Origin of the sequence: Solwaraspora sp. WMMA2056 (genome assembly GCF_030345095.1) — a bacterium.
GTDB lineage: Bacteria > Actinomycetota > Actinomycetes > Mycobacteriales > Micromonosporaceae > Micromonospora_E.
In genome coordinates this window covers 3,664,001-3,685,004 of sequence record NZ_CP128360.1, presented here as the reverse complement: position 1 = coordinate 3,685,004, position 21,004 = coordinate 3,664,001, and the positions used below count along the sequence as shown (strand labels likewise).

Annotated in this window: 20 protein-coding genes; 6 read left to right on the top strand and 14 right to left on the bottom strand. The window is 71.4% G+C overall.

From position 1 onward, the window contains the following. Positions 1 to 33 precede the first annotated feature (33 nt). The 5 genes from O7608_RS16810 to O7608_RS16790 form a co-directional block, all read right to left on the bottom strand. Positions 34 to 1,755 (bottom strand): phospholipid carrier-dependent glycosyltransferase, encoded by a 1,722-nt coding sequence (locus O7608_RS16810; protein WP_289205472.1) that lies wholly within the window; start codon positions 1,753 to 1,755, stop codon positions 34 to 36. A 301-nt stretch (positions 1,756 to 2,056) separates the two neighbouring features. Continuing rightward, a complete protein-coding gene (locus O7608_RS16805) occupies positions 2,057 to 2,254 on the bottom strand; it encodes a hypothetical protein (RefSeq protein ID WP_289205471.1) in 198 nt (65 codons plus the stop codon). 603 nt (positions 2,255 to 2,857) lie between these two features. Beyond that, on the bottom strand, positions 2,858 to 3,445 hold the full coding sequence (locus O7608_RS16800; RefSeq protein ID WP_289205470.1) for an NUDIX hydrolase: 588 nt from the start codon (positions 3,443 to 3,445) through the stop codon (positions 2,858 to 2,860). A gap of 23 nt (positions 3,446 to 3,468) precedes the next feature. Then, positions 3,469 to 4,149, bottom strand: coding sequence for a type 2 periplasmic-binding domain-containing protein (locus O7608_RS16795; protein WP_289205469.1), 681 nt, complete (start codon positions 4,147 to 4,149; stop codon positions 3,469 to 3,471). Positions 4,150 to 4,408: 259 nt separating this feature from the next. Beyond that, positions 4,409 to 5,254 (bottom strand): helix-turn-helix transcriptional regulator, encoded by an 846-nt coding sequence (locus O7608_RS16790; RefSeq protein ID WP_289205468.1) that lies wholly within the window; start codon positions 5,252 to 5,254, stop codon positions 4,409 to 4,411. 227 nt (positions 5,255 to 5,481) lie between these two features. On the opposite strand from O7608_RS16790, the gene O7608_RS16785 reads away from it, so the two are divergent. After that, positions 5,482 to 6,423, top strand: coding sequence for an SDR family oxidoreductase (locus O7608_RS16785; RefSeq protein ID WP_289205467.1), 942 nt, complete (start codon positions 5,482 to 5,484; stop codon positions 6,421 to 6,423). A 94-nt stretch (positions 6,424 to 6,517) separates the two neighbouring features. Here O7608_RS16785 and O7608_RS16780 read toward each other — a convergent pair whose 3' ends face one another. The 3 genes from O7608_RS16780 to O7608_RS16770 all read right to left on the bottom strand — a co-directional run bounded on the left by O7608_RS16780 (position 6,518) and on the right by O7608_RS16770 (position 11,240). After that, on the bottom strand, positions 6,518 to 8,194 hold the full coding sequence (locus O7608_RS16780) for a hypothetical protein (RefSeq protein WP_289205466.1): 1,677 nt from the start codon (positions 8,192 to 8,194) through the stop codon (positions 6,518 to 6,520). A gap of 167 nt (positions 8,195 to 8,361) precedes the next feature. Next, the gene (locus O7608_RS16775; RefSeq protein WP_289205465.1) at positions 8,362 to 9,003 is read right to left on the bottom strand and encodes a response regulator; all 642 of its coding nucleotides are present in this window, start codon (positions 9,001 to 9,003) and stop codon (positions 8,362 to 8,364) included. Further along, a complete protein-coding gene (locus O7608_RS16770) occupies positions 9,000 to 11,240 on the bottom strand; it encodes a sensor histidine kinase (protein ID WP_289205464.1) in 2,241 nt (746 codons plus the stop codon). Before O7608_RS16770 ends, O7608_RS16775 begins: the two co-directional genes overlap by 4 nt. Before the next feature lie 132 nt (positions 11,241 to 11,372). Here O7608_RS16770 and O7608_RS16765 point away from each other — a divergent pair, with 132 nt between their 5' ends. Genes O7608_RS16765 through O7608_RS16750 form a run of 4 tightly spaced genes read left to right on the top strand, consistent with a single transcriptional unit; the run spans position 11,373 to position 14,374 of the window. Continuing rightward, positions 11,373 to 12,194: a S1C family serine protease gene (locus O7608_RS16765; protein WP_289205463.1), complete on the top strand. Its 822-nt coding sequence runs from the start codon at positions 11,373 to 11,375 to the stop codon at positions 12,192 to 12,194. A 21-nt stretch (positions 12,195 to 12,215) separates the two neighbouring features. Continuing rightward, a complete protein-coding gene (locus O7608_RS16760) occupies positions 12,216 to 12,830 on the top strand; it encodes a hypothetical protein (RefSeq protein WP_289205462.1) in 615 nt (204 codons plus the stop codon). 34 nt (positions 12,831 to 12,864) lie between these two features. Then, positions 12,865 to 13,341 carry a hypothetical protein gene (locus O7608_RS16755; RefSeq protein WP_289205461.1) on the top strand — a complete coding sequence of 159 codons (477 nt, stop codon included), beginning with the start codon at positions 12,865 to 12,867 and terminating at the stop codon, positions 13,339 to 13,341. A 10-nt stretch (positions 13,342 to 13,351) separates the two neighbouring features. Continuing rightward, positions 13,352 to 14,374 (top strand): zinc-dependent alcohol dehydrogenase family protein, encoded by a 1,023-nt coding sequence (locus tag O7608_RS16750; RefSeq protein ID WP_289205460.1) that lies wholly within the window; start codon positions 13,352 to 13,354, stop codon positions 14,372 to 14,374. Here O7608_RS16750 and O7608_RS16745 read toward each other — a convergent pair. Together O7608_RS16745 and O7608_RS16740 are read right to left on the bottom strand one after the other, a co-directional pair. Further along, complete coding sequence (locus O7608_RS16745; protein ID WP_289205459.1) at positions 14,352 to 15,560, bottom strand: NAD(P)/FAD-dependent oxidoreductase; 1,209 nt, start codon at positions 15,558 to 15,560, stop codon at positions 14,352 to 14,354. The genes O7608_RS16750 and O7608_RS16745 overlap by 23 nt on opposite strands. Before the next feature lie 100 nt (positions 15,561 to 15,660). Continuing rightward, a complete protein-coding gene (locus O7608_RS16740) occupies positions 15,661 to 16,605 on the bottom strand; it encodes an RNA polymerase sigma-70 factor (protein WP_289205458.1) in 945 nt (314 codons plus the stop codon). A gap of 49 nt (positions 16,606 to 16,654) precedes the next feature. On the opposite strand from O7608_RS16740, the gene O7608_RS16735 reads away from it, so the two are divergent. Beyond that, on the top strand, positions 16,655 to 17,212 hold the full coding sequence (locus tag O7608_RS16735) for a dihydrofolate reductase family protein (protein ID WP_289210926.1): 558 nt from the start codon (positions 16,655 to 16,657) through the stop codon (positions 17,210 to 17,212). Between the two features lie 33 nt (positions 17,213 to 17,245). Here the strand turns inward: O7608_RS16735 and O7608_RS16730 are convergent, their stop codons facing one another. From O7608_RS16730 to O7608_RS16715, 4 genes are all read right to left on the bottom strand, one after another. After that, on the bottom strand, positions 17,246 to 17,917 hold the full coding sequence (locus O7608_RS16730; RefSeq protein ID WP_289205457.1) for an MOSC N-terminal beta barrel domain-containing protein: 672 nt from the start codon (positions 17,915 to 17,917) through the stop codon (positions 17,246 to 17,248). Positions 17,918 to 17,952: 35 nt separating this feature from the next. Next, positions 17,953 to 18,834, bottom strand: coding sequence for a hypothetical protein (locus tag O7608_RS16725; RefSeq protein ID WP_289205456.1), 882 nt, complete (start codon positions 18,832 to 18,834; stop codon positions 17,953 to 17,955). Beyond that, positions 18,834 to 19,961, bottom strand: coding sequence for a hypothetical protein (locus O7608_RS16720; protein ID WP_289205455.1), 1,128 nt, complete (start codon positions 19,959 to 19,961; stop codon positions 18,834 to 18,836). The genes O7608_RS16725 and O7608_RS16720 overlap by 1 nt, the downstream gene beginning before the upstream one ends. Before the next feature lie 87 nt (positions 19,962 to 20,048). Then, the gene (locus O7608_RS16715) at positions 20,049 to 20,894 is read right to left on the bottom strand and encodes an alpha/beta fold hydrolase (RefSeq protein WP_289205454.1); all 846 of its coding nucleotides are present in this window, start codon (positions 20,892 to 20,894) and stop codon (positions 20,049 to 20,051) included. Positions 20,895 to 21,004 lie beyond the last annotated feature (110 nt).

Sequence of the window (21,004 nt, the reverse complement as noted above, 5' to 3'; positions counted from 1 at the left end):
CGGGTGCGGACCGGCCACGACGATGCTCCGGGGTCAGCGGCGGTAGATCGTCATCGAGTGACCGACCTGGTCGATCGGCTCACTGCTATCGATCAGCTCGCGCAGCTGCCCGCCGGCCGTCGCCACCCAGGTGTTCGACACCACCAGCAGGCCGCGTACCTCATCGGGTGCCGCCTCCCGTGGATCGGATGCGGTGATGCCGTAGTACTCCGGCACGCCGGCACCCTTGTAGGCCAGCCACACCTGCTCGTCCGGGTAGCGCTGGCGCAGCCGGTCCGCCAGCCGGCCCAGGTCCTGCCCCCAGTCCACATTCGAGTCATGCAGGTGCTGGTACGTCCGGGCCGGGCCGCCGAACGCCTCGTTGGCGTAGGGCAGATAGAACGGGAACGCACGCACCGAACTGACCGCGACCAGCACGACCAGCACCGCCGCCACCGGCCGGGCGACCCGGGCGGCGACGGTCGGCCACCGTACGGCCGTCACGGCGGCAGCGGCGACGGCCAGGAAGACCGGGATGAAGATCGCGTACCGCACACCGAGGTCGCGCGAGCCGGTCATCGCGGCCGCCATCAGCACGGCCGCCGGCACCAGCAGGTACGCGGCTGCCGGGCGCAGCCGGGGCACCGCCAGCAGCGCGGCCGCACCGACCAGCCACAGCACCAGCGCGGCGAGCGGCGTCTTCACCAGCAACGCGGCCGGCAGGTAGTACCAGAGGTGGCCGGAGTACGTCTCGCCAAACAGATAGCCGCCCCACGCCCAGTCCTCGAAGCCGAACTGGATCAGCATGCCGTCGCGGAACGAGCCGGGAAACGGCAGCCAGTCGACGACCGTGGCACGTAACCCGTCCACTGTCGGCAGCGTGTCGGGTGCTGGCCGCTGCAGCCGGGGGTCGACGACCAGGTAGCTGGCCCACACGGTCGCCACCGCGAGCAGCCCGGTCCCGCCGGCGCCCGCGCCGGCGTCGGCGAGCCGGCGGACCCGGGGCAGCGTCGGCCGGGCGTGCCAGGCCGACCAGGCGGCCAGAGCCAGGAGTACGGGCACCGCCGCCAGCGCGCTCATCTTGGTGGCCAGCGCCGCCCCGAGTGTCAGGCCGGCGGCTGGCAGATACACCCAGGGCCGTCGCCGGGACCGCCACAGCAGCCAGGCCGAGGTGAGCAGGAACCCGGCGGCCGGCACGTCGAGGGTGGCCAGGGAGCCGTGCGCGATCACGTCGGGGGTGAAGGCGTACACCGCCAGGGCCACCAGGGCACCAGCCCGGCCGGTCAGGTCCCGGGCGAACGCGAAGACCACCAGCCCGAAGCCGAGGGTGAGCAGGATCATCGGCAGCCGGGCCAGCAACAGCAACCGGTCGGCGTCGTTGCCGGCCTCGTACAGCACGTGCCGGCCGAGGTCGGACTGGTTGCCCCGGAAGGTGGAGTCGATGTGCGGGTCGGCGAACACCAGGCCGGCCCCGATGATCAGCTTGCCCAGCGGTGGATGCTCCGGGTTGACCTGCAGGCCGCCGCCCTGCTGGTACAGCGCGGCCGCGCCCACGTACACCGGCTCGTCGATGGTCGGTGCCTGCGCCAGTGCGGTGGTCACCATCGCGAACGCCATCTGGCCCAGCAGCACGACCACGACCAGCGGATACCACCAGCGCCGGTGCCGCCGCAGCCACCCGGTCCGGTCCGAGTCCTGCTTCGCTGGCGCTGGACGGTCATCCGAGACGATGGGTACATCCTGGTCGAGGACTCCCGGCTTGCGCAAAAGACTCACGGGCAGCCAGCCTACCCGGCGACTCTGCTGCGACCGTCCTGCGCGGACCGGCCAGAGACCGTCCTGCCGGTGCTGTCGCGCCGAAGGGGCCTCCGGACCCTTGATCCTGTTCCGGCGTGATCCTCCTGTGGGATTTTGATCCTCCAGGAGGATAAGACTGGGACGAAGTTGGTCCCCGCAGTCCGCTGGCGGCCGTCGGTCACCCCGTCAACAGCCCGCAGGCGGTGGACGCCACACACCGGCGGGCCCGGTGACTTGCTCGAGCAGTCACCGGGCCCGCCGGATCATCGTGGCCGTCGGGTCAGGCGCAGATCGCCTGGATCGCCAGGCCGTCGGTGGGAACACCGGTCAGCGACAGACGGACCGAGGTGAGCCCGGCGTCCGGGTACAGCGAGCTCAGGAAGGTCTGCCCGGCGGCACCCGGTTCGGTCGACCCGCCGACCGAGTGCACCTTCCCGGTGCTGGAGGCACAGGAGTAGCTCGGCCCGGCGCGCCGCACCGGAGCCGGCCGAGGTGGTACGTGGGTTCCTGACCACCCGGCTGAGGCGAGGCGCTGGCCGCCATCGAGTTCCCGGCGGAGGCCGAGCAGGCCGCGACACAGTTGGCGAACGCCGTCGGGGCCGGCAAGAACCTGATGGTGAACCGGCCGGGTATTTCACGAGATGCCCCCATGGCGTCCATCCTCGACGATCTGCGGCCCAGGATCGAGGCCGCAACAGCCGAACGCGAACAGGCGTTGCGCGAGGCGTTGGGCAGCCCCGTAGCGCGCACGCCACGCCGTGGGACGCCAACTGGCGTACGGCCGACTGGGAGTCCGGACAGCGCTGCCGTCCGCCGGTGGCGACCCTGGGTCCGCTCGGATCTCGGGCGGGCCCAGGATCGCCGATCGGATCGTCAGCCGCTGGACTCGGCCGGCGAGCCGCAGGCACTCAGCGCAACCCTCGCCCCGACCAGCAGGGGAACTGCCAGTCGAGGCGATCGTCGGGTCAGCATTGACTTTAGACGCCGCCGAATTCCCATCGGTCGCGGTGCGCGGATGGCAAGCTCAGCCAGTCACCACGCGCGTACGGCTCGGAGGGTCGATCTCCGGGCCACCCGCCCACTACTCCGGCGCGAACTGCTTGTACTGTTGACAGAAGAAACCGTAGAACCAGTCGGTCTGCTTATCCTGCTTCCACGATTTGATCAGCTCGGCCTGGTCAGAGCTGTTCCAGATCTCGACCGAGGCCAGCTCGTTGGTCGATGGACACTTCGGGTATGTCGCGACCAGCGCCGACCAGCTGGTGATGGTACGATTTTTGACCTTTTCGACAGCAGAGGCGGCCTGCCCCAGGTTTTCGGCGATCTCTGCCCTCATCCGCTCCAGCTCCGCATGATCTGACACCTCCAACGTCAGAAACGCTCGAACCTTCCCGTACTTCTCCGCGAAAAACTGATCAGCGCTCTTTTCCAAGTCAACACCGGTTTCCTCACGGAATTCCCGTATCCCCGCCGCCACGAGACCCTGTCCGCTATCGCTGGCATCACGCAACCCACCTGGCAGCGCATACAGTCCAGCCCCATTGAGCTTGGCACCGTCAGGAATCAGTTTTCCTTCAAAAAAGTATCCTTTGTCCCTCTTCTTGACCACCAGCAGATAGATACTTTTCCGATCTTCCGCAAGCGCGTTTATTAGCACATACACCTGCATGCCCTCTCCGTCCTTTCTTTCGCTCAGGCCGAGGCCGGCGATCCGAGCGTCTCCGCGAACTTCATGTAGATTTGCTTGGTGGTCTCGATCTGCTGAATGAACGGCATGCTATTGGTGTCGAACACGGCGGCGAGCTGTCGCTCGTACATGTACAGGAAGGTGTTCAGGTGCACCTTGCTGAGGTCGACTGTCGACTTGACGGCAGAGAACGCACTCACCGACTCAACGTTGCTCTTCAATCCTGCAACGGCGATTTTGCGGCGCCACGACCGCAGGTCGATGCGGATGATCGACATTCCCTCGGTGAGCAGATAGTACTGGTGCAGCGAGTCCTCCGATGCCTCGCCCGCACCCAGGAAAGCACTGAGCGCAGTGGAGATCAGGGATGTCACGCCGTTGATGATGCTGTCGGCACTGCCGGAGCAGAAGCCGCGCAGCGCGCTCGACACATTTTCCGAGATGTTGGCATCCAATCCCTCCTTGGCGTACGCATGATGTTGCTCCGCGATGGCGAGGATCGATTCGATCGGCACGGTCCGATTCTCGGCGGTGCCAGCCGTACGCAGATCCGCCAGGATCTGCTGGGTCATGGCCCGCCCTTTCTCCTCAGCCAGCGATGCGAGCGCATCCAGTAGCGCCCGTTCTTTGGCGACCTCGTCATCGTTTCCGACAATCCTGTTGGCGGCAGCACGAATTGCACCCACCACGCCCACCTTCCGTCACGGACTCGCGTGACCGGCCAACGCGACGCCCCCAGGAGTTCTATTCCGGCCGACAATTAACACTATATGAGTCAACAAAGCTCGTTCATTGACGAGCGGAAACTTGGGGACACTTGCGTCGATCCGACAGCCCGGACGCTGCAATCCGATTGCCGACCCGCACCAGGGCCCGATCCTGCCGGACGCCCACGACCCGCCCACGACCCGGCCGGCACCCGCCTGGCGCAGCCGGCCAGGTCGCTCAGCTGAGCGACTGGGCGCCGATGACGGACAGCAGGTGCAGCTTGTCGTGGCTTTCGCTGCCGGGGATGGCGGTGTAGACCATCAGCGAGTGGGCCTGACCGGGGTCGACCAGCCGCTGGCAGGTCAACTCCAGTGCGCCGACCTGCGGGTGGACGAAGTGTTTGACGTCGTGCGGGCGGACGCCGATCTCGTAGGCGTCCCATGCCTGGCGGAACTCCTCGTTGCTGTCCAGGAGCAGCCCGGCCAGGTGCGCGGCCTGGGAGTCGGGGCCGCGCAGCGTGACGATCTGCCGCAGGCCCGAGGCGTACATCCGGGTCAGGAACGGGTGTTCCTCCGGCGCGTAGCGGTCCCGGGCGGTCGGGTCGGTGAACCACCGGTAGCCCGAGCTGCGGGCCGGACCGGTGAACCGGGTGGTGTCGCCGGTGAGGGCGACCCCCAGCGGGGTCTGCCGCAGCGTCTCGCCGAGCTCGGTGACGATCTCCGCCGGGGTGTCGGCCAGCCGGTCGAGGACCCGCAGCAGGCCGGGGCTGATGTGTTCGTTGATCCCGCCGCCGCCACGGGCCGGTGGTTGGTGTCCGGCGAGGCGGAACAGGTGGTCCCGTTCGTCGAGTGACAGGTGCAGACCCTGGGCGATCGAGGCGAGCATCTGGCCCGACGGCTGCGGCCCGCGTTCGCGCTCCAGCCGGGAGCAGTAGTCGGTCGACATGTGACACAGGGCCGCGACCTCCTCCCGCCGCAGCCCGCTGGTGCGTCGGCGGGGGCCGCGCGGCAGGCCGACGTCCTCCGGTTGCAGCGCCTCGCGGCGACTGCGGAGAAACTCGGCCAGCCCGGCGCGGTCGATCATCAGAGTGCCTCCTTCGCTGTTCTGCCTCGTTTCTACCGTCCGTGGCCGGCGGGAACCACGGATCGCCGATCCGCCCCTGCGGCGGGACCGACGGGCCGCCGGCCGACACAGCGGCGGCAGGGGGCCGCCGGCCGGTGGGGGGCGGCCGGAGCCGGGGATCGGCAGGCCGTGGTTGCGGTGCCGGCGACGCCTGAGGATCGGTGGGTACCCGACGAAGGAGACGCACCATGGCACGGCGAACGATCGACATCACGATTCCCGACCTGTCCGGGAAGCGGGCGCTGGTCACCGGCGCGAGTGACGGGATGGGTCTGGTGATCGCCACCCGGCTGGCCGCCGCCGGCGCAGAGGTGATCATGCCGGTGCGGAATCGCCGCAAGGGTGAGGCGGCGATGTCGGTGATCCGGTTGACGGCCCCGCGCGCCGACGTCTCGCTGCGCGACCTCGACCTGTCGTCGCTGGCGTCGGTCACCGCCCTCAGCGAGACCCTGCTCGCGGAGGACCGACCGATCCACATCATGATCAACAACGCCGGGGTGATGACCCCGCCGCACCGGCAGACGACGGCGGACGGGTTCGAGCTGCAGTTCGGCAGCAACCACCTCGGCCACTTCGCGCTGGTCGGCAACCTGCTGCCGCTGCTGCGGGCGGGGCGGGCCCGGGTGACCTCGCAGGTCAGCATCGCGGCCCGCAGCGGCACGATCAACTGGGACGATCTGGACTGGGAGCGCACCTACCACGGGCAGCGCGCCTACAGCCAATCCAAGATCGCGTTCGGGTTGTTCGGGCTGGAGCTGGACCGCCGCAGCCAGGCCGAGGGCTGGGGCATCACCAGCAACCTGTCCCACCCCGGGGTGGCTCCGACCAGCCTGCTCGCCGCCCGCCCGGAGGTCGGTCGCGCCAAGGACACCCCGCAGGTACGGCTGATCCGTGCCCTGTCGGCCCGGGGCATCCTGCTCGGCACCGTCGAGACCGCGGCCCTGCCCGCGCTGCTCGCCGCGACGTCGCCCACCGCGAAAGGCGGTGTGCTGTACGGGCCGAGCGGCCTGGGCAACCTGGGCGGCCCGCCCGTGGAGCACCGGACCTACTCCCCGCTGCTCACCGAGGACGCCACCCGGGTGTGGCAGGTCTCGGAGCAGCTCACCCGGACCAGGATCCCGGCTGCCTGACGTCACCGAGGTGACTCAGCCGCCGGGTCCGGCGGACCAGGTCCGCCGGACAAGTCCGGCGTACGGTGACACGGACCCGACGGCTGATGCACGGCTACCCGGTGAGCTGCGCGGCGTCGCCCGGCCCGGTCGGCGGCGGGTCACTGCCGACGATGCGCCAGTCGCCGTTGATCGGCGGCAGAGCCAGGTCTGCCTTGAGGATCGTGATGCCGAAGATCTTCAGGCGCAGCGACAGCGCCCCGGTCAGGTCGAATCCGGCGTAGAGGCCCCACTGTGGTGGCGCCACGGTGGCGTCGACGGCCGCCCGCAGGTACGGGGCGAACTGTCCGGTGACGCCGGCGGCGTCGTACAGCAGCACGGTGAGGTCGGCGCCGATGGTGGCCCGGAAGTCGCCCCGGCCGGCGATGGCCGGCACGAGGTTGCCCTGGGTCGTGGATTCGTGGCGGTTCAACGTCTTCCAGCCGGTCCGCGAGTCGTAGGCCGCGCCGAGCGCGACCTCGCCCACGGTCGACTGGACGGCGTCGATGCTCAGGTCGCCGGCGGCGGTCAGCCGGTAGAAGTAGGTCAACTCGACCGTCAGCACGACCGGCACCGGCCCGATCCACAGGGTGTGGTTGAGCCGCACCTCGGCGAAGGGCAGCCGCAGGGCCTGCTTGCCGGTGTCGGTCAGCCCGTCGAGCTTCGCCTGGACCTGCCAGCCGTACCGGTAGGTGCCGCCGACGCCGACCTCGGCCTGGTAGGGCCGCTGTCCGTCGACGTTCTTCCGGCCGTACGAGAAGATCAGCTCGGGGGTGAAGCCGACCCAGCCCTTGAGTACGGGAGTCGCCGAGTCGACGCCGGTGATGCCCGGCACCCCGGGCAGTGGGATGTCCATCACCAGCATCAGCCCGCCGTCCTCGGTGCGGACCGGGCTGAACACCTGGCCGGGTGGCAGGGTCGGGACGTCGACGACGATGTCCGTGCTCTGATCGGTCGCTGGTACGGGTGGGGCCGGCGGGGTCTGCCCGGCGGGTGGGTCCGGTTGCGACGCCTCCCCCGACCCGGGGGTGGCTGTCGCGGGGTCCGGGCCAACCGGGCCGGATGTGGGTGTGGGTGTGGGTGTGCTGGGCTCCGGTGGGTCGGCTGGGGCCGGGTCGCCGCCGGGTGTCTGGTCCGGTCCGATGGGCGCCCCGTCGGTCGGTGCCGGCCCGGTCGGTGCCGAGTCGGTCGGTGCCTGTGACGTCGCGGGTGACGTCGCCGGTGGGTCCGTCGACGGCTGGTCGCCGCTGTCGCCGGTGGTCGGATCGTAGACGACCGTGGCCGATTCGACCCCGGCGACCAAGGGTGTGACGGTGATGTCGATGTCGTCGGCCTCGACGGTCTCGCGGACCTCGGCGACGCCGAGCGCGTCGGAGAGGGTCGCCTCGCCGAACGACACCTCGATCCGCTCGTCGACCTCCTCGACCTCGTCGACTGTGAACAGCGCCCCGTACGGGGCCGCCGCCGTCGGCGGGCTGGCGATCACATCGCCGGGTCGGATGTCCACCGGAGCCGCTTCGATCCGGTCGTCCGGGGTGAGTACGGCGGTGCCGGCTGCCGGGTCGTAGCCGGTCAATTGCACGGCGCTGGCGTAGCTGGTCTGCTCGGGCGTGCCGTCGCCGCTGTCGGGGGTGGTCCGGGCCACCGTCACGGGGGCCGGTGCCGCGTCGGGCACCGCCGGACCGGTCGGGCCACCAACACCGATCCCGGCGGCGATCAGCGCGACCCCGGCGACCAGGGACACCGCCGCCACGGAGGCGATGCTTCTCGCGGCCGTCGACCGGGGTACTACAGAGGAAAGTCGCACGACGCTCCTTCACACATAGGAGTTACCTACCTGCGAGTAACGCCCGGTCGGGTCATCCAGTTCAGCGCGCACCTGCCGGTCACGTCACACCGGCCGGCGGCGATCGATTCCGGTCAGAGTTCGTCGGTGGTGATCAGCCCGTCCTGCAGGGCCCGGGCCACCAGCGCGGCCTTGGTCGGTGCCTCGCGGCCGACGTTGGCGTACTTGACGCGGACCCGTTCCAGGCAGGAGTTGACCCGGTGCACGGTCAGACGCAGCCGATGGGCGACCATCTCCTTCGACTCGGAGTGGAACCATTCGATCAGCACCTGATGTTCACGTGGCGACAACCGGGGACGTTGCGGGCGTTCGTCGGTGCCGAACGCGCCGGCCAGCGCCGGCGGGGTGTACGGCGTACCGGCCGCGGCGGCGGTGATCGCGGCGACCAGGTGATCGGCGCCCTCGGCCTTGGTGAGGTAGGTGAACGCACCGATGTCGAGGGCGGTCAGGGCGCTGTCCCGGTCGTCGCGCATGCTGTAGACGACGACCTGACGGCCGGCGTCGACGAGCCGTTTCAGATCGCCGTACGCCGGTCCGGTGACGTCGAGCTGCAGGTCGAGGACGACGACGTCGGCGCTCGCGCCGGGGTCGAGCCAGGCGACGGCGACGGTGGGGCCGGCGTCGACGACCTCGATCGGCGGATCGGCCAGTGCGCACCAGGCACGCACCCCGGCGACGACGACGGGGTGGTCGTCCACGACTACCGCTGTGATCATTGTTCTCCTTGCCAGGTGGCCTGGATCCAGCACCGACCGCCGGTGACCATGGTGGACAGCTGTACCCCGTCGGCGGCGGGCGGCGGCGGCGGGCAGACGGCGACGACGCTGACGGTCACCGACCGGCCGGTGCTGGCCACGGTGAGCCGGGCCGCCGTGCCGCTGCGGGCGGTGGCGAGGGCGGCGATCGCCGGTTCGACGAGTCGGCGGCGCACCGGCGGCGGCAGCTCGGGCCGGGTGCCCCGGTCGGCGAAGGTGACCGTGACACCGTTGCGTTCGGCCAGTTCGATGCAGGCCCGCAGCTCGTGGGCGAGGGAGTCGGCCGTGCCGGTGTCCTCGGCGATGAGCCGGCGCATCCGGGCGGCTTCGGCGGCGCAGGACCGGCGGACCGCCTCGTCGCCGGGGTCAAGCTCGTCGCGGGCCAGGCCGTCGAGCAGCGGTACGGCGGTGGTCGCCAGCGCCGCCATCCGGTCGGCCCGGTCGGCGTGCAGGTGCCGGGCGACCGCCTCGGCGGTGCGTACCCGTTCGGCGGCGGCCAGCGCCTTCGCCGACGAGGCCGCCATGGAGCGCAGCACGGCGGCGATCATCGCGATCGCGAGTTGGAAGGCGAGCACCGCCCAGGTGGCGCTGACCGCGCCGGCGACGCTCAGCGCAGCCTCGCCGGCTCCGACGGCCTGCCCGAACGTCATCAGATACTGGGCGGCGAGGACGGCGGCGAAGGCGGCGACCCGGGTGTCCATCATCAGCAGCACGACCTGCCAGCCGGCGTCGCCCTCCGACCAGTGCGCCGGGCCGAGCAGGTACTCCGGGTGTACCGACGACGTCGCCAGCGCGGACAGCCCGAAGACCAGCGCGAGCAGCGGCAGCCGCCACCGGCCGAGTGGGCGGTCACGCCAGGTGGCGACACCGACGACCAGGGTCACCGCCGCCAGGCCGGCCCAGGTGAGCAGCTGCGGCCAGAGCGAGACGTACGCCTCGCGGCTGGCCAGCAGCCGGGGCAGGTCGAGCAGCAGCAGGATCGCCAGGCTCAGCACGACGACGGCCCAGCGCAGTCCCCGTTGGAACGAGGCGGCTATGACGTCCTGGTCGCTGCCGACGACCTCGGACGCCGACCGGGGGCAGGTCAGGGTGACGGTGGTGCCGTGGCCGGGGCGGGCGTCGATCCGGGCCTGACCGCCGACGCGGGTCATCCGCTCGACCAGGGAGCGGGTCACCCCGTACCGGTCGGGGCGGACCCGGGCCGGGTCGAAGCCGACGCCCCGGTCGACGATCGACACGGTGACCTGGTCGGGGTCGCGGTCGATCCGGATCTCGGCCCGGTCGGTGCCGGCGTGCCGGGCCACGTTGGTCAGCGCCTCACGGACGCTGCGGCTGAGCGCCACCGCGTCGGCGGCCGGCAGCGACAGTCGGTCGGGGGTGTGCCAGGTGACCTGCACCGCGGCGGTGGCGGCGGCGTCGTGCAGCAGCGGGACCAGCTCGGTCTCGCCCTGGGCGGCGTCCGCCGAGCGTCGCAGTTCCCGCAGGTCGCGGTGGGCCTGTGCGGCGAGCCACGGCGAGTTGCCGGTCAGTACGCCGTTGCCGACCATCAGCAGGGTCGCGGCGGCGGTGTCGTGCAGCGCCGCGAGGTACTCCCGTTCGTCGCGGCGGCGGGCCGCCGCGATCGCCGCCGCCCGGCGCAGCTGCGCGGCGCGGTCGACGGCCCGGTCGGCGGCGCGGGCACCGCGCCGGACGAACCGGTACAGCCCCCAGGAGAGCGCCGCCTGCGCCGCCGTCCACGGCCCGATCGCCGGGTCGGCGAGCCAGCCACCGGGGTCGGCCAGGGTCGCGCCGACGAAGTACGCGGCCACGATCGCGGCGGTGCCGCTGGCGAGCAGCGGCCAGTCGACCTGCCACGGGTAGGTGACGACGACCAGATTCACGACGACGAGGACCCAGGTGGATCCGCCGCGCGGATCGGACACGACGGTCCAGCTCTGGGTGAGGCAGGCGCCGCAGACCACCGCGACGTCGACCAGCGGCAGCCAGCGACGGGCCCGCCGGGAGCCGCGGGCCAGGGCGACGGCGTAGCCCAGGCTCCAGGCGTTGAGCGTCAGCACCACGGCCACGGCCATCGCCCGGTCGGGCGCGGTGCCGAGGGCCAGGTAGACCGCGCTGGACAGTCCGATCACGACGGTACGCAGACCGAGCGCGTACCGCAGCCCGTGACGGAGAAGCCGCTGTTCCACCGCGCCCGGCACGGCCCTGATCGTATCGACGCCGCGCCACGCTCCGCAGCGCCGACGGGGGTCGAACGACCATCACCGACCCACCACCAGCACAACTACTCTCAATGACACGGGCGGGACGGTGAGTAGTCGCATGGGGGTGTCATGGCAACGGGGATGCTGCGCTGGGCGGCCGCGACAGGAGTCACGGTCGTACTGATCGCGCTCACGGTGACCGTCGCCGTCCAGGCGGGGCAGATCGATCAGCTACGGGACGATCTTGTCGGGGCGCAGCGGACCGCACAGGAGTCCGCCGACGGCACCGACGAGCGGCTGGACAGCCTGGACGGCCGGCTCGCCGCGGTCGAGGACGACAACCAGCAGGCCTTCGACCCGCCGGCGGTCGCGGCCGCCGTGCTGCCCAGCGTCTTCCAGGTGATCGCCGACGACTTCTCCGGCAGCGCGTTCGCCGTCGCCCGACCTGGGGAGGCAGCGTCCGGTGAGAGCGCGTCCGGAGGCACCGGCCGGACCAACGTCCTGACCGCCTTCCACGTGATCGAGTCGGTGTGGACGGCCGACGACAGGTCGGTACAGCTGGAACAGGACGGCAAGCGGTACACGGCGGTGATCGCCGACGTGGACCCGTCACAGGACATCGCCCTGCTGAGGGTCGACGCCGTCTACGCCGGTCTGCCCGCCGCCGTCGGTCCGCCCGGCCCCGGCGAGAGCGTCCTGGTCGTCGGCGCACCGCTCGGACTCACCCAGACCATCACGACCGGCGTGGTCAGCGCCGTCCGGGACCGCACCGACGGCCCCGGGTCGGTGATCCAGTTCGACGCGCCGGTCAACCCCGGCAACTCCGGCGGTCCGGTCATCAACACCCGCAAGGAGGTCGTGGGGATCGCCAACGCGAAGGCGCGGGACGCGGAGGGCATCGGGCTCGCCGTACCGATCCGGACCGCCTGCGAGACCTTCCACGTCTGCTGATCGATCTCATCGGAGGAACCAATGTCGTACCCGTACGGGCCGGACGACACGCCGTACCGTCCCCCGACGGCCCCCGCCCCTGCCCCGGCCCCACCGATCTCCGCCCCGCCAACCCAGCCCTTCCCGGTGCAGCCGTCGTACGCGCCGGTCTCGCCGCCGGTGCCGCCGTACACGCCGGCAGCCGCGCCGGCAGCCGCGCCGGCCCAGTCGTACGCGCCGGCACCACCGCCGGCCGCCCCGAAGGGGCGCGCCACCATCGCGCTGGCCGTCGTGTCGGTGCTGCTGCTCGTCCTCGGCGCGGTCGGCTTCGGCCTGTACGTCGACGAGCGCGGTGAGCTGCGCGACACCCGGTCCGACCTGACCAGCCAACTGCAGGAACAACGCGACATCGTCACCGAGCAGGAGGAGAAGATCGCTGAGACCGAGGCGCGGGTGGGCGAGCTGACCACCGAGCTCGACACCACCAAGGAGAACCTGGCCGGGGTCACCGAGGAACGCGACGTGCTGCTGCCGTGCATGCGACGGGCGCAGGAGATGTTCGACGCCGCGCGGGCCGGCAACGAGAGCAAGATCGAAACCGCCCTGCGCCAGGCCGACACCGCCTGCAGCAGGGCCCAGGCCGGAGTGGACTCCTGAGTTGACGATCACGAATGAACAACGCCGCTCGCCGGTGACGGCACTCCTCGTGGCCGGCGCAGTGGTCGTGATACTCGCCGTGGTCACGGTCGTGCTGGTGGTGGCGGTGACCAGGGGCGGCGGACCCGCCGACGAGTTCGAGCAGGCCGCCGAGCGGTTCCACAGCCGCTACGAACCGTTGGCGCGCCAGCTCGAGACCAACCTGGACCGGGCCGGTGCCGGAATGTTCGACCCCGGACTGGCGACCGCGCAGCAGGACGCCCGGGCCCTGGCCGACCTGTTCGACGAGTACGGCACGGCGCTGGCCGCCATCGAGTTCCCCGCCGACGCCGAACAGGCCGCGACCCAGCTGGCGAACGCCGTCGAGGCCGGCAAGATCCTGTGGGTCAACGCCGCCGGGTTCTTCGACAAGGGTCCGATGGAGTCGATCCTCGACGAGCTGCAACCGCAGACCGAGGCGACGATCGCCGACCGCGAGGAGGCGCTACGTCAGGCGCTCGGCGGCGGGTAGCGTACGCGGCATGCTCGGAACGGTTCTCCATGCCCCCGGTGACGTGCGGGTGGAGCAGCGCAGGGATCCGCAGATCGTCGCACCCACCGACGCGATCCTGCGGCTGACGGCCACCTGTGTATGCGGATCCGACCTGTGGCCGTACCGGGGAATCGAGAAGATCACCAGGCCACGGCCGATGGGCCACGAGTACGTCGGCGTCGTCGAGGAGGTCGGCGCCGAGGTGCGCGGCGTCGCGCCGGGGCAGTTCGTCGTCGGCTCGTTCATCGCCAGCGACAACACCTGCGAGATCTGCCGGTCCGGCTACCAGACGCACTGCGTACGGTCGGAGTTCGCCACCCCGACCGGCGCGCAGGCCCAGTACGTGCGGATCCCGCTGGCCGACGGCACCCTCGTCGCCACCTGCGACGCCCCGGACCCCGACCTGCTCCCGAGCCTGCTCGCCGCCTCCGACGTGCTGGGCACCGGCTGGTTCGGCGCGGTAGCCGCCCAGGCCGGGCCGGGCCGGACGGTCGCCGTCGTCGGTGACGGCGCCGTCGGCCTGCTCGGCGTCCTGGCCGCCCGGCAGCTCGGCGCGGACCGGATCATCGCGATGAGCCGGCACCCGGACCGGCAGAAACTCGCCCTGGAGTACGGCGCGACCGACATCGTCGCCGAACGCGGCGACGACGGTGTCGCCCGGATCAAGGATCTGACCGACGGCCTCGGCGCGCACTCGGTCGTCGAAGCCGTCGGCACCCGGGAGTCGCTGATCCAGGCGATCCGCGCCGCCCGGGCCGGTGGGCACGTCGGCTACGTCGGCGTCGCCCACGACGTGCGGCTGACCGGGATGGAGCTGTTCCAGTCCGGCGTACACCTGCACGGCGGCCTCGCCCCGGTGCGCCGCTTCCTGCCCGATCTGATCGACCGGATCCTGCGCCGGGAGATCGACCCGGGCAGGGTCTTCGACCTGACGCTGCCGCTGCGGCGGGCCGCCGACGGCTACCGGGCGATGGACGAACGCCGCGCCATCAAAGTCCTGCTCCAGCCCTGACCGGGTCGACATGACGGTGGCGGGTCGGCAGCCCGAGCAGCGGGTTGGCCACGCCCCAGGCGGCGCCCCGGCAGACCAGTTCCTTGTAGGCTGCGGCGGGCCGGCCGGTCAGCACCGCCGGCCTGGCCCGGTCGTCGGCGGTGACGTACTGGATCAGGCCGTCGCGGCGGCCCAGCGAGACGCACTGGTTGTAGTAGCGGATCGGGACGGTCGGCAGCTTCCCGCCGGTCAGTCGGGCGGCGATGGCGTCGGCGGCCTGCCACGCGGTCGGCACGCCGGAGGCGCACGACATCCGCAGCGGCTTACCACCCGGGCCGATCACGAAGGCGGCGTCGCCGACGGCGGAGACGTCCGGGTGCGACACCGACCGCATCATGTCGTCGACGACGATCTGGCCGCTGTCGGCGAGCGTCAGTCCGGTGGTACGGGCGATCGGGTGGACGGCGAACCCGGCGGTCCAGACGGTGACCGCAGCCGGGACGGCACCGCCGTCGGCGGTGGTGACCCGGTCGGCCTCGACGCTGACGACGGCGGTGTGCTCGTGCACGGTGATGTCGAGCCCGGCGAGGACCTTGCGCAGATGCGCGCGGCCCTTCGGCGAGAGGGTGCCGCCGAGGCCGTCGCGCACGGCGAGGGCGACGTCGAGGTCGGGGCGGGCCTCGGCGATCTCGGTCGCGGCTTCCAGGCCGGTCAGGCCGCCGCCGACCACGATGACGGGTTGCCCGGCGGCGAGGCCGGCCAAGCGCTGCCGCAGCCGCAGCGCGCCGGGCCGGCTGGCGATCTCGGCGGCGTGTTCGGCGACGCCGGGGACGGCTCCCGGGTTCCAGCCGCTGCCGAGGGCGTAGACGAGGGTGTCGTAGCCGAGCACATCGGTGCCGCCGGTGCCGTTGCCGCCGGCTGTGTCGCCGTCGCTGGCGGTGACCGTGACGGTTCCGGCGTCGACGTCGACACCGGTGACCTTCGCGATCCGCAGCTCGACGCCGGTGCCGGCGAACATTTCCCGCAGCGGTCGGGGCTTGAGGTCCTGGCCGGTCGCCAGCTGGTGCATCCGTACCCGCTCGACGAAGTCGGGCTCGGCGTTGACGACGGTGACGGCGACGTCGTCGCGGTGCAGCCGCCGGGCGAGGCGGCCGGCGGCAACGGCTCCGGAGTAGCCGGCGCCGAGGACGATGATGCGGTGTCGCATGTCCTGCTCCTGTCTGTCTGCACGGGGTGTGACAGCACCTGAACCGGGCAGCCCCGCGATTGCTGACGCGGCAGCGGCGTGAAGCACCTCACACGCTGTGTCAGAAGGCGGTGAACAGCGGTTCCCCGTGGTCGACGGCCGCCCAGGACGCGGTGGCCCGGTGCAGCTTGTCCGGGTTGACCTGGCTGTGGATCGCGGCCACACCGTCGGCGGTGACCTGCAGACAGATGACGCCGATGACCCGGCCGTCGACGACGACCACGACAGCCGGGTCACCGTTGGCGGTCCACGCGTACAGCTCGGGCGTGCCGCCGAGCAGGGCGCGTTTGGCCGGGCCCGGGGTGAACAGGCCACGCAGGAACTTCGCGACCGCGACGGCACCGACCACCGGGGCGACCCGGGCCGGGACGTGCCCGCCGCCGTCGCCGATCGAGACGGCGTCGCCGGTCAGCAACTGAACCAACGGCTCGACCCGGCCGCTGGTGGCGGCGGCCAGGAACTCTTCGACGACCCGCCGGGCCGCGGCCCGGTCGACCTCGGTGCGGGCCCGGCCGTCGGCGAGGTGCCGCCGGGCCCGGTGCAGGATCTGCTGGCTGGCGGCTTCGGAGACGCCGAGGATGCCGGCGATGTCGCGGTGCGGGTAGTCGAACGCCTCCCGCAGGACGTACACGGCCCGCTCGTGCGGCGACAACCGCTCCATCAGGGCCAGGACGGCGTACGACACGGATTCGCGCTGTTCGACGGTGTCGGCCGGGCCGAGCATCGGGTCGCCGGCGAGCAGCGGCTCCGGCAGCCACTGACCGACGTACGTTTCGCGGCGGGCCCGCGCGGAGGTCAACTGGTTGAGGCACAGGTTGGTGAGGACCTTCGTCAGCCAGGCCTCGGGGACGTCGATCCGGTCGACGTCGGCGGCCTGCCAGCGCAGGAACGTCTCCTGTACGGCGTCCTCGGCCTCGCTGGCGGAGCCGAGCAGGCGGTAGGCGATCGCCCCCAGGCGCGGCCGGGCCGCCTCGAACCGGTCGACGTCGTCCCCCGTCAGGGCCATGGCCCCGATCGTAGGCCCGGCCGTCGACCGGTCGTTAGACTCGCCGGCCATGGGCCTGCTCACCTTCAGCTTCAACGTCACCCTGGACGGTTGCGTCGACCACCAGGAAGGGATCGCTGACGACGAGACGCGCACCCTCTTCACCCGTCTCATGGACGAGTGCGGAGCCATGCTGTGGGGTCGCGTCACCTACGAGATGATGGAGGGCTACTGGCCGGCCGTCGCCCGCGGCGACCAGGCCGCGCCGCCGGCCATGCGCGAGTGGGCGGTCAAGCTGGAGACCAAACCCAAGTACGTGGTGTCGTCCACCCGTACCGACTTCCCGTGGACCAACAGCCACCACATCGCCGGCGATCTGCGTGCGGGCGTGCAGAAGCTCAAGGACGCGACTCCGGCCGGGGTCCTCGTCGGCAGCGGCACGCTCGCGACCGAACTGGACCGGCTGGACCTGATCGACGAGTACCAGCTGCTGGTCCATCCCAGGATCGCCGGCCACAGCCCGACGCTGTACCAGGGTGGGCTGCCCGGCACCCGCCAGCTCGAACTGCTCTCGGCGCAGCCGCTGCGCAACGGCGCGGTGGCCCTGCACTATCGCCGCGCCCGCTGAATCACCGGGTACGGTCAGCAGAACTCGACCGGGTCACCGGAGTGGATGACGCCGGCCTCCAGTGGGCGGGCGTACACCCCGGCGCACGGCAGAACGCCGACGCCCGCCAGGCGCAGCCGGCAGCTCGACGACGATGTTGGGCCGGAAACGCCGGCTGTCGACCGGCCGACCCGAGTGGGCCGCGAGGCCGGCCAGCGTCGCGGTCGTAATCAGATGCAGAGGCGCGAAGTCGAAGAACGTGCCGGGTGGGGAGCCGGCGGCCAGCACGGAGCTGGCGGTCTGCGCGTGCGACAGGTCGTCGTCGGTGCGTACCTGGTCCGGGTCCATCCGTTCGATGGTCGTGCCCGGCGCGGCCCGGTCGAGCAGCCGCACGTCCCGGCCCAGCAGCGTGGACAGCGCCGGATCGGGGCGGCCGGTCACCGTCACGGTCCCGGTCGTACCGTCCGCCATGATCAGCCGGACCGCCGGGGTGCCGGCGGCGTCGGGAGGCAGCAGCGTGGACCGTACGGTCAGCATGTCCCGCCACAGCCGCGGGTTCTTGGCGCTGGCCACCTTGCCGGTGACACAGTCGAGCACGGCGAACGCGCGGTCACCGGCGATGCCGGCCTCGTTGACGTACGCCCGGTCCAGGTTCTCTCCCAGCATCGACTTGACCGGATAGCGCGACAGCTGCCGCACCGTGCCCACCCGACGATCGTGACCCATGCCCAGGAACCTAGCCGAGGATCTGTAGCAGTCGGTCAGCTCCTGGTAAGGTTCGTGACGAGGGTGCGCAGCCAGGGCTGCGCGAGTGCGTGGTCGCGTCCCACGGCGCGGGCGACGGCGTGGCGGCCCGCCCGACTACGGCCGTACGCCACCAGCGCGGCGGCCTCGGCAAGGGCCTGCCGGGTACGCTCGTCACGGCCGGGTCCGGTGTCTTCGGCCAGCCACCGGTCGGGGTACAGCGAGCGGGTCAGCTTCACCTGATGGTCACCGAAGTACGACCACACCCACGGATCCAGCGACACGTTGGTCACGGCTGCGGCGGGCAGCGTCCGGGTCCAGTCGGCGTGCTGCTGCCAGCGGTACGTCTTCGGGCTGGTCCTGGTCCGGCGGGTGACGCCGACGAAGCGCAGCTTGCGGCGGATGACCGGCCATGGCTCGCGTTCGGCGTCGATCCAGTCGCGCAGCAGGGTGAACAGTTCGGTGAACGTCGCACCCCGATGCACGACGTCTACCAGGACCGCCGGCCGGTCCCGTCGGGCCAGCGTGTGTGGCGTCAGCCCGACCGCGGCGAGGAACCGTCGCCCCTGGGCCACCTCGGCGCGGGTCAACGGACGCCGCCGCCACCGGCTCCCGGACCTCACTGCCGGGCGCTGGAACGACAGCGGCAGCCGATGCAGTCGCTGGACGCCGACGAGTCCGGCGAGGACTCCGCCGAGCAGGTCGAACATCGAGTCCAACGATCTGCCGACGAAGTACAGGTCACCGTTTCCGCTGCGGGCCAGCACCTTCCCGGTGCAGGTGACGAGCTCATCGAGGAACCACAGGTCCGGCGGCGCGGCACCGTCGAGCAACGTTCCGAGTTGGTCCGGTGTGACCAGATCCCACCGGAACGGCAAACTCTCCTGCCAGGTCCGCACTACCAGGTGAAGCCGACCGTGAACGGGGTGTTGACCGGGCTGCCAGCGCTGTTCAGGCAGGTCACGCCGACGTTCATGTCGGTGGTGCCGACCGGGTGCCAGTACTGCACGTGGCAGTGCGCGTCCTGATAGCCGAGCGCGTACGCCACGGCGTGCCCGGAGTAGTCGATGATCTGCGGGAAGACCATCTCGTACCGTCCGGTGCCGGTGCGGGTGACGGCGTAGTCGCCGCTCACCGAGCTGTCGTTGGTCCAGGTGATCGCCGGTGCCGGCCCACCCGACGGGTACGTGTCGTCGACCGTCGCCAGCGCCGTCGGGGCGATCTGCTGCAGCAGGTTGTGCACGGTCCAGGTGATGGTGAACCGGGAGTCGACAAAGGCTCCGGAGGCGTCCCGGCACCGCACCCGGGCGATCCCGTCGGCGAGGTACGAGTCCACCTTGCACTTCACGGCCGCCGACGTGTAGGCGGTGATCTGGTAGAACGTGGTCTGCGTCTGGGCGGCCGAGGCGGGCAGCTCCACCGCGTACGAGCCGGGCGCGTCCCGCGCCACCCACGGGGTGCCGCCGCCGGCGTCGTAGCGGTACCAGCCGCTCGGGGTGTACATCGGCGAGGTCGGATTGTTGGACCAGAGGTACGACACGCCGTCGACGGCGAGCGTGGAGCCGCTGGCCTCGACGAAGTTCGCCACGAAGTACGCGTCCTGCCGGGTGCCGCTGGCCCCGAAGCAGTAGACGTTGACCAGCAGATCGGCGCCGGACGGATACCAGGAGCCCACGGTGCAGAATCGGGCCGCCGCGCCGTACGCCTGGGCGTGGACCACTCCCCCGCCGCCGGTCACCAGCGAGCCGAGCCCACCGAAACGCACCTGGTAGGCGCCGGCACCGGACCTGGTGACGGTGATCGGCCCGCCGCCGGGATTCTTGGCGTACGAGTAGTAGGTGTGGCCGCCGGAGGTCCACGTCGGCACCGTGTAGCTGGCGACGGTGGGGCTGCTGACCCACACGTAGCCGGTGACGGCCGGGGTTGCGGCCGCCGAAGCCGGCGCTGCCACCGCGACGGTGGCGACCGCGCCGACCGCTGCAGCACCGAGGACGGTCGCGATTCGTCGGAGAAGCCCACTGATCATGGCCCCGACGCTAACCACCGCCGTCAACCGTCCGCGCCGGTCACCTCGCGTCCCGGGTGACCGGCTGACCCAACGGACCGATTCCGATCAGCCCACTGCGGTGACGATGTCGGCGACCTGCTGGGGCATGGACAGGAAGGGCGTGTGGGACGCGTCGAGCGCCTCGACGGACGTCGGGTTGTCGGGGAACGCGGCGTCCGCGTCGACGATGAACTTCTGCTGGAGCGCGGGCCTGATCGCCATGTCCTGGGCGCAGGTGACGTAGGTGCGGGGGACGGAGCCCCAGCCGGACCGGGTCAGGGCGGTGGCGCCGAGCGCGATACCGGCCGGCGCGTCGGGGGTCAGCAGTGCGATGGCCGCGTCGGCAGAGTCTGGATCGATGTCGCCGAAGAACACGCTTCGAAGCTGCTGACGGTAGCCGGGCTCGACGGACCCGACGTCCAGCCTGAGCGCACCGACCGCGACGGGGTCCGCGCACAGCGACGGCCCGATGAGTTCGCCGGCGTTCTCCGGCATGTCGATGTAGGCGATCGCCGGTAGGCCCGACGCCGGCATGAACGCCGTCAGGTACACGGCGTGGGCGACCAGCTCGGGTGCCTGCTCGGCCACCCGGGTCAGCACCGTGCCGCCCATGCTGTGCGCCACCACCGTCACCGGGCCGCCCCGGCCGACCTGCTTGAGCTGCGCGACGAGCAGGTCCCCGGCCTGGTCGAGGTCGACGGCGGCCACCGGGGAGACCTCGGTGGCGATCGCCTGCGGGTCGAACGGGCGCGCGTAGACCGAACGGGGCCGCCGGGCCCGCAGGCCGTGTCCGGCCATGTCCACCGCGACACTGGCCCGCCCGGTCGCCGCGACGCGGGCGGTGACTTCACTCCAGCACCAGGAGCCGTGCCAGTATCCGTGCAGGAACAACAACGGTGTCGACGTACTCATAGGAATCCCTCTGTGAGACGCGCTCAGCTGATCGGTGGAACCGCCGGGCCAGGGGTGTCGACGACCCGCCGTGAGCGTACTCTTCCGTACGACGCCTCCGCAGACGAACC